This is a genomic window from Streptomyces sp. NPDC107498, assembly GCF_055582805.1.
The window spans coordinates 182,235-195,143 of sequence record NZ_JBVJPE010000002.1 but is presented as its reverse complement, the minus strand read 5'-3'; the positions used below and the strand labels follow the sequence as shown (position 1 = coordinate 195,143).

The following is a 12,909-nucleotide window of genomic DNA, read 5'->3' as shown; positions in this document are numbered from 1 at the left end:
CGACGGCACCGCGTACGTGGGGGTCTTCGACGGAATCGTCGCCGTCCGCGACGACGCCTGACGCACGGCGGCGCGGCGCCCCCGTGGCGCCGCGCCGCACCGCTCACTCGAACTCGGGCACGTCCCCGACCGTGGTCTTCTCGTCGATCACCGCGAACGCGGCGCCGTGCGGGTCCACGATCGCCGCGAACCGGCCGAACGGGCTGTCCATCGGCCCGAACACCTTCCGCCCGCCCAGGGCCTGGGCCCGGTCGACGGCCAGGTCGCAGTTGTCGACGGCGAAGTAGACCTGGACGTACGGCGGGACCTCCGGCGGGAAGTCCTCGTCCGACATCACCATCCGCCCGAGCACCGGCTGCGGGCCGCCGAGGTCGAAGACCCGGTAGTCCATGTGCTCGTCCTTGATCTTCTTGGAGCCGTAGCCGAAGACCTCGGTGAAGAAGGCGTCGGACCTCGCCGGCTCCCGGGTGAAGACCTCGGCCCAGGCGTACGAGCCGGGCTCGCCCTCCCGCTCGAAGCCCTCGTGCTCGCCCCCCTGCCAGACGCCGAACGCGACGCCCGTCGGGTCCTGGGCGATGCACATCGAGCCGAAGTCGCCGACCCGCATCGGCTCCATCAGGACGGTGCCGCCCGCGGCACGGATCTTCTCCGCCGTGGCGGCGACGTCGTCCGATGCGAGGTACAGACACCAGGCCGACGTCGGCTCCCCGTCCTGTCCCGGCATCGGCGGGACCACGGCCGCGACCGCCTTGCCGCCCTTGTACGCCTGCGTGTAGTTGCCGTGTTCCGTGGAGGCTTCGCCGAAGGTCCAGCCGAGCACGTCGCCGTAGAACGTCTTGGCGCCCTCGACGTCGGTGTACATCGCGTCGGTCCAGACCGGTGTGCCTTCAGGTCGTGCGGCCATGACGGTGACTCCCACTTCCGATTCGATTTCCGATTTCGATGACGTGTTCCTCCGGGCCACGCTAGCCACGCTCACCGGGGCACGCGCGGTGACGCACCGCACCGGCGCGGCCTCAATCGGGCAGCCGGCCCAGGGCATAGCGGTGGAACGGGCCGCCGGGGATCGGGAGCCCCGGCCGCCACATCCGCAACACCTGCGCCGACGGCAGGAACAGGGCCTCCGGAAGGTCCTCCGGGGCCGTCCACTCCCAGCGCTCGATCTTGTCCGGCTCCGCCACCGCCGGCACGCCCCGGAAGCCGCGCACGGCCGTCGCCGCGGTCATCCGCGTCATCCGCGCCGAAGTGACGGAATCCAGCACCAGCCCGAGGACCTCGACGTCGGCGGCGTCCGCCACCAGCGTCGTCTCCTCGGCCAGCTCGCGGACGGCGGCGGCCTCGATCGACTCGCCCGGCTCGACCATGCCGCCGGGCAGCTCCCACACCCCGGAGCGGTGCAGGCCCAGCAGGACGCGGCCGGACTCGTCGGTCACCACCACCCCCGCGCCGAGCGAGGCCCGGGCGGGCGGCGGCTGGACGTTGCGGGCGGCGGTGGCGGCGTGCTCTGCGGTCGTCATGGGACCTGTCTACCAGGCCGCTCCGACAGCAAAGAAAAACCAGGAAAACCCTTGAAAAGGGTGAAAAGGGGAGGAGACTTTTCCTTACACCGGACAACCGGAGAGAGCCGCACCCGCCGACGGAGACGTCCGAAGGCCCGCGTGACCCTGTTCTCGGCTCTGGCCAGGCCCCCGGCGGGGCCGGTCGGGCACGGAGCCGTCGGCGACGGCCGACGACCGCGCGCACCGACACGGACCGCCGGGGACTGTCACGTCCGGGGCCCCGCGGGACCGGGCGGCACCACCGCCACCGGACAGTGCGCGTGATGCAGCACCGCATGGGCGACGGAACCGATGAGCAGCGCGCCGAAGCGGTGCCGGTGGTGCCGCCCCACCACCAGCAGACCGGCGTCCCGCGAACCCTCCACGAGCCGGCCCGCCGCGTCCCCCGGCACCACCTCCCGGAGCAGCTCCACCCCGGGCCACCGCACGGCGAACGGCCGCAGCCGCTCCTCCTGCTCCCGCTCCGCGGCCTTCTCGAAGTCCTCCGTGTCGTCCCCGAGGGGCAGCGGCGGCGGCACCTGGAGCGCGGGGGAGGGCGCCGCGAGCAGCGCGCCCTCCGGCGGCGGCAGCCGGAACGCGGTCACCGCCTCCAGCGGTACGCCCCGGTGGTGCGCCGTCTCGAAGGCGAAGTCCAGCACCTCGTCCGAGGTCTCCTCCGTGTGCACCCCGACCAGCACCCGTCCCGCTCCCGCCCCCACCTCCAGCGCCGCCACGCGGGCCTCGTGCGGCACGACGACCAGGGGGCAGGGCGCCGTCATGGCCAGCGTCCGGCCGGTCGAGCCCAGGAGCAGGCTCGCGAAACCGCCGTGCCCCCGGGAGCCGGTCACCAGCAGCCGCGCCCCCCGCGCCGCCGCCGGCAGGGCCTCCGTCACGGACCCGTCCAGCGAGTCGTACCGCACCGGCACGCGGTGCCCCCGCTCCTCGACCACCGTCCGTACCGCCCGCGCGACCGTGTCGGGAAGCTCTTCGGGCACCGTACCGAGCGAGGCGATGCGGGCCGCCCCCAGCTGGAGCGCCTCGGAGCGGACATGGGCCACCACCAGGGGCGCCCCCAGGTCCTCGGCGGCGCTCAGCGCCCACTCCAGGGCCCGGAGACTGTGCTCGGACCCGTCCACGCCGACGACGACCGGCGGCTCGTACGCGGTGCTGGTGTCACTCATGGGGAGATGACTCCCTCGCGCGGGGAGACGCCACGCCGGTCCGTACCGAAGCGCTTCGGTACGGACCGGCGTGGGGGGAGGCGGTCGGTCGGGCGGGGAGCCGGTCAGGCGCCCTGCTGCCGGCGCGCCCGCTCCTCGTCGCGCTCCTTGATGCGGACGGTCTCCTTGCGGACCTCCGCCTGGGTGGCCCGCTCCTTCTGGAGCCACTCCGGCGACTCCTGCTTGAGCGCGTCGATCTGCTCGGTGGTCAGCGGCTCGGTGATGCCGCCGCGCGCGAGACCGGCGATGGAGACGCCCAGCTTCGACGCGACCACCGGGCGGGGGTGCGGACCGTTCTTGCGCAGCTCCTGGAGCCAGGCCGGCGGGTTGGCCTGGAGCTCGTTCAGCTCGGTGCGCGAGACGACACCCTCCTGGAACTCTGCGGGGGTGGCCTCGAGGTACACACCCAGCTTCTTCGCCGCGGTCGCGGGCTTCATCGTCTGGGTGTTCTGGTGCGACGTCATGGTGTCAAGGGTATCGAGCATGCGGGCGGGCTCCGACCACGGCGGCTACCGGTAACCTGGCGGAGTGACAGGCACGGACGCTTCCCCCTCATCCCCCTCCTCCTTCCGGCTCGCCTACGTGCCGGGAGCGACCCCCGCGAAGTGGGTGCGGATCTGGAACGAGCGCCTGCCCGACGTACCCCTGACGCTCCTCTCCGTGACCCCGGCCGAGGCCTTCGGCGCGCTCCGGGAGGGCACCGCGGACGCCGGCCTCGTCCGGCTGCCCGTCGACCGGGACGACCTCAGCGCGATCCCGCTCTACACGGAGACGACGGTCGTCGTCGTCCCCAGGGACCACCTGTTCGCGGCGGTGGAGGAGGTGTCGGCCGAGGACCTCGCCGACGAACTCGTCCTGCACCCCCTCGACGACACCCTCGGCTGGGAGCAGCCGCCCGGCCGCCCCGCCGTGGAGCGCCCGGCGACGACGGCCGACGCGATCGAACTGGTCGCCGCGGGCGTCGGCGTGCTCGCCGTCCCCCAGTCGCTGGCCCGGCTGCACCACCGCAAGGACCTCACCTACCGGACCCTCGTCGGCGTCCCCCAGTCGCGGGTGGCCCTGTCGTGGCCGGCGGCGGACGAGGCGCCCGACCTGGTGGAGGAGTTCATCGGCATCGTGCGCGGTCGCACCGCGAACAGCACCCGGGGCCGCCGCGCCGAGGAGAAGAAGGGCCAGAAGCAGCCCAAGCAGCAGAAGGCCGCGAAGCCGGCGAGGACCGCGAAGCCGGGCGGCGGCTCCCGCACCGGCGGCAGGCCCCCGGCGTCCCGCAAGGGCGGTCAGGGCGCCGGCCGGAGCGGGAAGCCGCGCCGCGGGCGCGGCTGAACCGTCCGCACGGCGGACGCCCGGCGCCCGGTCTCCGACACCTCGGCATACTGACCCCTCCTGATCACCGAGATCATCCAGGAGGAGCTTTGGCCGCCAGTTTCAGGACCGTCGTCGAGGTGGCACCGGACCACCTCGCGCAGGCCCGGTCCATCGACCGGGTGTTCCAGGAGGCGATCGCCCCGGCGACCGTCAACTTCGACTTCGAGGCGATCCACCGGGCGGCCTCGGCCGTCCCGGACAGCGACGTGGTGAGGATGGTCCGGGGCTGGGGGCTCCGGGAGCACGCCCCCGCCCTCGTCATGGTCCTCTCCCTCAAGGAGGCCGTCCGCCAGGCGCTGCCGCCGGAGTGCGCGGAGGCCGGCTTCTGGGCCACGGTCGAGCGGGAGCTCGTCCAGGCCTTCACCGGGCTCGCCGCGCAGGAGGGGCAGCCCGGACTCTCCTTCTACGAGGAGTCCGGGGACCGCACCCGCTTCTACCGGGACCTTTTCTTCGCCCTCCAGGACGAGGAGACCGGCCACCACATGTACGCCCTGGCCTTCTGCGTCGACGTGACCGTCGAGCTGCCGAAGGCCGAGGTCCTCGCGCTCGACCTGACCGACGTCGTGCCCTTCGCGGTACGGCTCAACGCGATCGTGCTCCGCCAGGCGCTGGGCGCCCCGGTCTCCGTCTGACCCGGACGACCCGCTCCGCACCGGCCCGCCGTCCCGGGCCGGATCCGAGGAGCGCGGACGCCCTCAGCCCCGCAGCCGTCGGCTGCCCCGCGCCGCCGCGACGAGTTCCGGCACCGTGGCGAGCTTGACCCGCGGACGCCCCGCGTCCCGGCCCCGCGCCCGCTCGGCCCGGTCGATGGAGGCGAGCCCGCGCGCGTCGACGAGCCCCCGTCCGCTGCGGCTCCGCGCGAGACGGCGGAACTCCTGGGAGGTGCCGGTCGGTTTCGGCAGCGTCCCGGCGACCGCGTCCGCCAGCAGCGTCCCCACGGTCTCCCTCGCACAGGCCCGGTTGGCCCCGATGCCCCCGGAGGGCCCGCGCTTGATCCAGCCCACGACGTAGCTGCCGGGCAGCCCCACGACCCGGCCGGCCTCGTGCGGCACGGTGCCGGTCGCCTCGTCGAACGGCAGCCCCGCGAGCGGCACGCCCCGGTAGCCGATGGCCCGGACGAGGAGTCCCGCCCCGATCTCCGTGCCCGACGGCTCTCCCTCCTCCGTCACCCGGACCGCCCGCACCCCGTCGGTGCCGAGGGCCTCGACCGGGGCCGAGTGGAAGCGCAGCACGATCCGGCGCCGGCCCTGCGCCGGGGCCCGCGTCCAGTCCACCGCCTCCCGGACGACGCCCTTCAGGAGCGCGGCCCTCGTGCCGGGCGCGGCCGCGTCGAGCGCCGCGCCGGTGCGCGGATCGCGGTCGTCGACGACCAGGTCGACCCCGGGCAGGTGCTTCAGGGCGAGCAGTTCGGAGGTGGTGTACGCGGCGTGCTCGGGGCCCCGGCGGCCCAGGAGCACCACCTCGCGGACCCGCGCGTCCCGCAGGGCGGCCAGCGCGTGGTCGGCGATGTCCGTACGGGCGAGGGCGTCGGGGTCCGTGACGAGGATGCGGGCGACGTCGAGCGCCACGTTGCCGTTGCCGACCACGACGACCCGCTCGGCGGAGGGCCGGACGGCGTCCGCGCCGGTCTCCGGGTGCGCGTTGTACCAGGAGACGACGGAGGTCGCCGGGACGCTGCCCGGCAGGTCCTCGCCGGGGATGCCGAGCCGCCGGTCGGAGGGCGCGCCCACCGCGTACACCACCGCGTCGTGGTGCGCGGCGAGTTCCTCGGGGGTGACGTCCGTGCCGATCCGGACGCCGAGCCGCATGCGGACCCGGGGGTGGGAGTGGAAGCGGGCGAAGGTCTCCCCGGCCCCCTTGGTCGCCGGGTGGTCCGGTGCCACGCCGTACCGGACGAGACCGCCGGCGACGGGCAGCCGGTCGATCAGCGTCACCTCGGCGTTGGTGTGCAGGAGGAGGTCCTCGGCGGCGTACATGCCGGCCGGTCCCGTGCCGACGATCGCGACGCGGATCGGGGCGAAGTCGGCCGGGATCGAGCGGTCGAAGACCGGCTCGCCCCAGCGGTGGAAGGTCGGGGAGGCGAGGACCGGCGCGGGCTCGCGGTCCGCGTAGTAGGCGGCGTTGATCCCCTCGTACTCCCGCAGCCGCTCGGTGAGCCGGTCGGCCGGGAGGATCGCGTCGACGGGGCAGGCGTCGGCGCAGGCCCCGCAGTCGATGCAGCTCCTCGGGTCGATGTAGAGCATCTCCGTGGTGCCGAAGTCCGGTTCGTCCGGCGTCGGGTGGATGCAGTTGACCGGGCACACGGCGACGCAGGTGGCGTCGTTGCAGCAGGTCTGGGTGATGGCGTAGGTCATGTCGTCGGCTCAGCTCGGATCCGGGGAGGGGGGTCAGATGAGGTTCGCGCGCTTGTAGAAGAAGAGCGCGGGCCGGGTCAGCAGGCGGACCGAGGCCAGGAACTCCATGAGGCCGGCGCAGCTGGCGCGGATCTGCGCCTTGTAGTGCTCGTTGGCGGCGGCCTCCCGCCGGGCGCGGACCGGGTCGAGGCCGGCCTTCGCGTAGACGTCGGGACTGACCAGGCTGGTGACGATGTAGTACGCGGCGACGGCGACGACCAGGGCGTGGAAGGCGCGGCGGGCCCGACCGGCGTGGGCCAGGCGGCGGCGCGTCTCGTCCCGGGCGAACTTCATGTGCCGGGACTCCTCGACGACGTGGATGTTGTTGATCGTGCGGACGAAGGGGACGACCCGCTCGTCGCGCATCCAGTCGCGCTGCATGACGTCGAGGACCTCCTCGGCGACGAGGATGCCGGCGTAGGCGGCCTCGCCGAAGCCGACGGTCTTGAAGGCCCTGCCGAGTTCGAGCACCGCCCGCCTGGGCCGGTAGGCGGGGGCGCCGAGCTTCCGGGCACCCCGGGCGAACATGATGGAGTGGCGGCACTCGTCGGCGATCTCGGTGAGGGCCCACTGGAACCGGGGGTCGGTGGGGTCCTTGGCGTACATGTCGCGCAGCACCATCTGCTGGAGGATCATCTCGAACCAGATGCCGGTGCTGGCCACCGAGGCGGACTCCTGGCGGGTCAGCTCCTTGCGCTGCTCCTCGGTCATCTCGTGCCAGTAGGCGGTCCCGTAGAGGCTGTTCCACTCCGGGCTCTGGCCGTGGAAGTCCTTGTCGAGGGGGGTGTCCCAGTCGACCTCGGAGGCGGGGTCGTAGGAGAGCTTCGCGGCCGACAGGAGCAGCCGCGCGGCGACGTCGTGGTCTTCGTTGTCGGGGCGAACGGTGCTGCTGGCCATGGTGCGGCTCCTCGGGGTCGCTCGGCGGCTCGGGCGCTTGTTAGACGTCGCGTCTAGCAAGCTTGTTAGACGGAACGTATAGCAAGGGCCCCGGGACGGCCTACCCCCCGTACGGACTTTCTTGCCGCCGGAGTTGCCCCGGGTGTGCGAACGGGGCCGGAGCCGCGTGGCGGCTCCGGCCCCGTCTCCCGGGTCGGGACGTGCTAGAAGGTCAGGTTCCAGGCGTCGATCCTGCCCGTGTCCGCGCTCGCGTTGTCGCTGACGCGGAGCTTCCAGACGCCGTTCGCCACCTCGGAGGAGGCGTTGACGGTGTACGTCTGGACGATGTTGTCGGTGCCGCTGCCGGTCCGGTTGTGCAGGTTGTAGACCGAGCCGTCGGGGGCGATCAGGTCGACCTTGAGGTCACCGATGTAGGTGTGCTTGATGTCCACGCCCACCTTGAGGGTCGCCGGCGCGTTGCCGGTGACGCCGCTGACCGTGAGGGGGCTCTCGACCGTGGAGTTGTCCGCGATCGCGTAGTCCGCGAGGTTCTCGAAGTACTTCCCGGTCGGCGGCGGGGTCGAGCCGCCGACGGCCTTCAGGGCGTCCACCCGGCCCTCGCCGAAGAAGCTGTTCTTCGCCGTGGTGCCGGTGCAGCGGGCGTCCGCCGGGCAGGCCAGGTCGGTGGCCTGCTCGCCGAGCTTCGCCCGGATGTCCGCCGGGGTGTACGCCGGGTTGGCGCTGGCCAGCAGCGCGGCCACGCCCGCCACGTGCGGGGAGGCCATCGAGGTGCCGCTCAGCGAGGCGTACTTGCCGCCGGGGGCGGTGCTGTAGACGGACTCGCCGGGGGCCGAGACCTCGATGACGTCGCGGCCGTAGTTGGAGAAGGACGCCTTGGAGGTGCCGCTGGTGCCGTTCGCCGCGACCGTGACGACGCCCGGCAGCTCGGCCGGGATGTCGAGGCAGTCGTTGGTGAGGGACCGGGTCACCGGCGTCGAGTCGTTCGGGCTCGACGAGTCGGTGGTCTTGTTGGCCAGGTCGACGTTGGAGTTGCCGGCCGCCGCGACCTGGAGGGAGCCCTTGCCCTCGGCGTACGCCTGGGCGCGGCCCACGCCCTCCAGGATGGCCGCCTGGTCGAGGTCGTTCGGGCAGTTGAACTGCCACGGGTCCGTGTAGTAGCTGTTGTTGGTGACCTTGAAGCCGTGGTCACCGGCCCACACGAGGCCGCAGACGGTGTTCTCCGCGAAGAACAGCGTGGTGCCGGGCTCGGCGATGCGCACCGAGGAGATCTTCACGCCCGGCGCGACGCCGATGGCGCCCTTGCCGTTCTTGGCGGCCGCGACCGTGCCGGCCACGTGGGTGCCGTGCTGGTCGACGTCGCGCCAGGCGCCGACGCGGGTGTCGGGCTTGCCGTACGCGCAGGAGACCGAGTCGGCGGCGTTGAAGTTCGGCGCCAGGTCCTGGTGCTGGTCGTCCACGCCGGTGTCCAGGATGCCGACCTTGACCGCGGCGGAGCCCGGGTTGACGGCCCAGGCCTGGTCGGCCTTGATCTGGGTCATGTCCGAGCGGACCGGCTCCGTCGCGGGCGCGGCGGCCTGCGTCGGGTTGGCCGGGAGGGCCGGGTTGTAGGCGTCGGCGGGGACGTCGGAGGTCCGGGTCGCGCCGACCTTCTGGACGCCGGAGACGCCGCGCATGGTGGCGGCGAAGGAGGCGGAGGTCGAGTGCGCGACGATCACGCCGATCGCGTCGTACGAGGCGAAGACCGAGCCGCCGTTGTTCGCGACGGCGGTGCGGACGGCGGTGGTGTCGCCCGGGGCCGTGATGACCAGGTAGGCGCGGGTGCCCGCGGCCCAGGCGGCGGGCGCCGCGGCGGTCGCGGGAGCGGCGGCGGCCGAACGGGCCGCGAGGGGCTCGTTGTCCAGCGGCGCGGCCTGCGCGAGGCCGACGGTCGTGCCGAGCGCCAGGGTCGTGCCGAGCGCGAGGGCCGAGAGTCTCATGCGGCCGGATATGTGGGAAAACAATGCGTCCTCCGATGACCCGGCGGCGCGGGTGGCGCCGACCGGGCCCTGTGATGTGTGGGGTGGACGCAAGATCGCAGACAAACGGTGCGGAAGGAAGTCTTCTGTCCGACAAGCCCGTTCGCGTAACAAAATCTTGACTTGAACATGGCGACGAGGGGGTGGTTTTCCGGTCTGCCGCCCCTCGTCGGGATGTGCTACCTCAGGTACGGACCGGCCGTGCCGATCCTGCCGGGACCGTTCAGGACGTACACCCGGAGGTTGCCCTTGCCGGGGGCGGCGACCGAGAGGGTGCCGTTCGTGACGGTGCGGACGTCACCGGTCACCGCGTCGGTGTAGGTGCCGTTCGGGACGCCGGAGAAGGTGGCGCCGCCCGAGACCGTGACGAGCGCGAAGCTGTCCGTCGAGCCGCTCGTGTAGCGGCGCTTGAACGCCATGCCGCCCGAGACGCCCTCGGTGGAGTACTGGCCCGTCTGCAGGGCGGGGATCGCCCGCCGGATCTGGTTGAGCCGCTGCACGTGCCGGACCAGGGGCTGCTGGAGCGTGGTCGCGACGGGGCCGGAGGCCGAGGCGACCTGGGAGAAGTCGGAGGCCGTGACGGAGCCGGCGACGTGGTCGCCGTAGTAGGCGCGGCCGGTGTCGGCGAGCGGGCAGGTCGGCCCGCAGTCGATCTTCCTGCCCTTCTGGAACTCGATCTCCGAGCCGTAGAAGAGCGTCGGGATGCCGCGGAAGGTCCACATCAGGGACATGTTCTCGGCCCAGGCGTCGGTGCCGCCCGCGTACCGCTCGCTCGACTTGTTGGGACCGTAGTCGTGGCTGTCGACGTAGACGACGTTGTAGGTGGCGTCGTTGTAGCTGTCGTCCGAGTCCTTGCCGTTGGAGAAGGCGTTCTGCGCGTCGCCGAAGTTCATGTGCATGCGCATGTCGATGACGTTCATGCCGGAGAAGCGGCTGTGGTCGGGGGTGTGGTAGCCGTTCCCGTCCAGGAAGGCGTTCGTGGAGGTGGGCTGGTTGCCGGTGCCCTGCTGCTGCTCGTAGTCGTACATCTCGAGGGCGGCCCTGGCGTCGTCGGCGTCGTACTCCTTGCGCTCCTTCCAGGTGTAGAACTGCGCCGAGTGGTTCACCGAGCCGCGGTTCCACTTGTCGTTGACGAAGGCCGCCACCTCGCCGAAGACGAAGAAGTTCTGCGCGGCCTGCGCGCCGTGCCGCTGGGTCACCCGCTCCTGGACGGCGGGCAGGAAGCGGCGGTTCCAGGTCGTGCGCGGGATGTGCACGGCCGTGTCGACGCGGAATCCGTCGACGCCCATGTCGATGTACTTGTCGTAGGCGCCGATCAGGTAGTTCTGCACCCTGGGGTTCTCGGTGTCGAAGTCCGCCAGGTCCTCGTGCAGCCAGCAGGAACGCGAGTCCTCGCCCTCCCAGTTGCCGATCCAGCACGGGTGGTAGAGCTCCTTGGGGAACATGCCCGAGGTGGGGCTCGGCCACTGGCAGTTGTAGACCGTGTAGCCCTCGGCGCTCTTCCCGCCGGTCGGCTTGCCCCAGTTCACGCAGGTGTTCCCGGCGGGCTCGGTCGTCGACCACAGGTCGCCGTTGTAGTACGACTTGCCGGTCTTCGCGTCGACGGTCAGGCCGTCGTACTCGAAGCCGGGCTGCTTCTCGTCGTAGTACCAGCTCCACTGTCCGTCCCGCACGCCGTAGACGGTCGGGACGAAGAGGCCCTTGGCGCCCCAGCGGGAGGAGTGGTTGTAGACCACGTCCTGGTAGATCTTCATGCCCTTGGCGTGGGCCGCGTCGATCAGGTCCTGGTAGGAGGCGCCGGCGGACTCCAGCCGCGGGTCGACCTCGTAGAAGTCCCAGCCGTGGTAGCCGTGGTAGTCGTAGTCCGAGCGGTTGAGGACCACCGGGGTGACCCAGACGGCGGAGAAGCCGAGGCCCTTGATGTAGTCGAGCTTCTGGATCAGGCCCTTGAAGTCGCCCCGGAACATGGGGTCGTCGTTGGCCGCGTTCCCCGACTTCACGTGCTGGCTGCCGCCCCGGTCGTTCGACGGGTCGCCGTCGTTGAAGCGGGCGGTGAGGACGAAGTAGATCGGGTCCTTGCGCGGGTCGGTGCCGAGCGGCTTCCCGGTCGCGGGCGTGGCCGGCCTGTCGCCGGTGGTGGCGGTCGCGGCGGGCGAGGCGGCGGAGACGTTCCCGGCGGCGTCCACGGCCCTCACCGTGTAGGTGTACGAGGTCCGTTCGGCCAGGTTCGTGTCGGAGAACACCGTGGAGCCGACGTCGGTGACGACCGTGCCGCCGCTGCCGCCGGTCCGGGTGACCTGGTATTTCGTCACGCCCCGGTCGTCGGTGGCGGGGTCCCAGGTGAGCAGTACGGAGACGCCGTCGGCGGTGGCGGTCACCCGGGCCGGGGCCGTCGGGGCCCGGGTGTCGGGCGGGGTGGCGGCGCAGGGGTCGGTCGCGTTCGCCGTCACCACCCGGTTCCGGACCGTGGAGACGCCCGTGCCGAGGGTGTAGTCGGCGCCGCCGTTGTTGTCCCAGGTGCCGTTGCCGTTGTTGAAGGCGGCCTTGAGGGAGGCGGCCGTCCCCAGGTCGACCTCCCGCTTCCACCAGCCGGTGCAGGCGGTCTGCATGCCGACGCCGGGGGCGGTGGTCCAGGCGCCGCCCGCGGGTCGGTAGTGCAGGTTGGCGGTGGACCAGCCGAGGGACTCGGTGGAGTAGTAGACCGTCGCCTTCGCGGCGGGGGTGGGCGTGGTGTCCGCGCAGGGGTCGGAGTGGGCGACGACCCCGTCCTTGACGGTGATGTTCCCCGTCCCCAGGGCGTAGTTCGCTCCGCCGTTGTTGTCCCAGGTGCCGCTGCCGTCGTTGAAGGCGGCCCGGAGACCGGCGGCCGTGCCGAGGCTGACGGTCTTCTTCACCCAGTCCGTACAGGCGGGCTCCATGGCGACGCCGGGGACCGTGGTCCAGGAGCCGCCGTCGGGGGCGTAATGCAGGTTGTGGGCGGCCCAGTTCTTCGTCTTCGTCCAGTAGAAGACCGTCGCCGTGTTCTCCGCGACGGCGGCCGCCGGGGCGGTGCGGGGCGAGGGGGCGTCGGGCGGGGCGGCGAGCGGGCCGAGCAGGCCGGCGGCCACGGCCAGGACGGCCACCGGGCGCGCCGGCAGCGGGATGCGGGTGCGGCTCATCTGATGCTCCAGGCGGAGGCGCGTTCCGTACGGGCCGGTGGGGCGGGCGGGGATCGGCGCCGCTGGAAACGCAGTCGGAAAGTTTCTGAAATTCCTTGCTTCGGCGGGAAGTTACCGCTGTCGGGTCCCGCGGTAAAGACTTCTGACCGAAGCGGCCCCTGCGCTCGGGGCGGTCGCCCGTGTGGTCGACCTCGAGAGGTCCCGATGAGGCTGCCCGCGTCCCCGCACGCGCCGAACGAGGGGTCGGCGTTCCTGCTCGAACTCACCGCCCCGGCGACGGCGGACCGCCGGACCGTGGTGCGGCAGGGTGCCCGAGGGGCCGC

At 72.5% G+C, this 12,909-nt stretch carries 10 protein-coding genes; 2 read left to right on the top strand and 8 right to left on the bottom strand.

Going from position 1 to position 12,909, the window contains the following annotated elements:
• Positions 1 to 103: 103 nt before the first annotated feature.
• From ACZ66Z_RS04125 to ACZ66Z_RS04110, 4 genes are all read right to left on the bottom strand, one after another.
• Positions 104 to 904, bottom strand: a complete 801-nt coding sequence (locus ACZ66Z_RS04125; RefSeq protein ID WP_469932430.1) for a VOC family protein — start codon at positions 902 to 904, stop codon at positions 104 to 106.
• A gap of 112 nt (positions 905 to 1,016) precedes the next feature.
• Positions 1,017 to 1,517, bottom strand: coding sequence for a nucleotide triphosphate diphosphatase NUDT15 (locus ACZ66Z_RS04120; protein ID WP_469932429.1), 501 nt, complete (start codon positions 1,515 to 1,517; stop codon positions 1,017 to 1,019).
• A 248-nt stretch (positions 1,518 to 1,765) separates the two neighbouring features.
• Entirely contained in the window at positions 1,766 to 2,719 is a 954-nt protein-coding gene (locus ACZ66Z_RS04115) for a universal stress protein (RefSeq protein WP_469932428.1), read from the bottom strand.
• Between the two features lie 104 nt (positions 2,720 to 2,823).
• Positions 2,824 to 3,222 carry a DUF5997 family protein gene (locus tag ACZ66Z_RS04110; protein WP_469932427.1) on the bottom strand — a complete coding sequence of 133 codons (399 nt, stop codon included), beginning with the start codon at positions 3,220 to 3,222 and terminating at the stop codon, positions 2,824 to 2,826.
• Positions 3,223 to 3,286: 64 nt separating this feature from the next.
• On the opposite strand from ACZ66Z_RS04110, the gene ACZ66Z_RS04105 reads away from it, so the two are divergent.
• Both ACZ66Z_RS04105 and ACZ66Z_RS04100 read left to right on the top strand, forming a co-directional pair.
• On the top strand, positions 3,287 to 4,081 hold the full coding sequence (locus ACZ66Z_RS04105) for a LysR family substrate-binding domain-containing protein (RefSeq protein WP_469932426.1): 795 nt from the start codon (positions 3,287 to 3,289) through the stop codon (positions 4,079 to 4,081).
• Positions 4,082 to 4,170: 89 nt separating this feature from the next.
• On the top strand, positions 4,171 to 4,755 hold the full coding sequence (locus ACZ66Z_RS04100; RefSeq protein WP_469932425.1) for a Type-2Aa cytolytic delta-endotoxin: 585 nt from the start codon (positions 4,171 to 4,173) through the stop codon (positions 4,753 to 4,755).
• 63 nt (positions 4,756 to 4,818) lie between these two features.
• On the opposite strand, the gene ACZ66Z_RS04095 is transcribed toward ACZ66Z_RS04100, so the two are convergent.
• The 4 genes from ACZ66Z_RS04095 to ACZ66Z_RS04080 form a co-directional block, all read right to left on the bottom strand.
• Positions 4,819 to 6,477, bottom strand: a complete 1,659-nt coding sequence (locus tag ACZ66Z_RS04095) for an FAD-dependent oxidoreductase (RefSeq protein ID WP_469932424.1) — start codon at positions 6,475 to 6,477, stop codon at positions 4,819 to 4,821.
• A 33-nt stretch (positions 6,478 to 6,510) separates the two neighbouring features.
• Positions 6,511 to 7,413, bottom strand: a complete 903-nt coding sequence (locus tag ACZ66Z_RS04090; protein ID WP_469932423.1) for an AurF N-oxygenase family protein — start codon at positions 7,411 to 7,413, stop codon at positions 6,511 to 6,513.
• 203 nt (positions 7,414 to 7,616) lie between these two features.
• A complete protein-coding gene (locus ACZ66Z_RS04085; RefSeq protein WP_469932422.1) occupies positions 7,617 to 9,389 on the bottom strand; it encodes a S8 family serine peptidase in 1,773 nt (590 codons plus the stop codon).
• Positions 9,390 to 9,607: 218 nt separating this feature from the next.
• The gene (locus ACZ66Z_RS04080; RefSeq protein ID WP_469932421.1) at positions 9,608 to 12,586 is read right to left on the bottom strand and encodes a carbohydrate binding domain-containing protein; all 2,979 of its coding nucleotides are present in this window, start codon (positions 12,584 to 12,586) and stop codon (positions 9,608 to 9,610) included.
• Between the last annotated feature and the right edge of the window lie 323 nt (positions 12,587 to 12,909).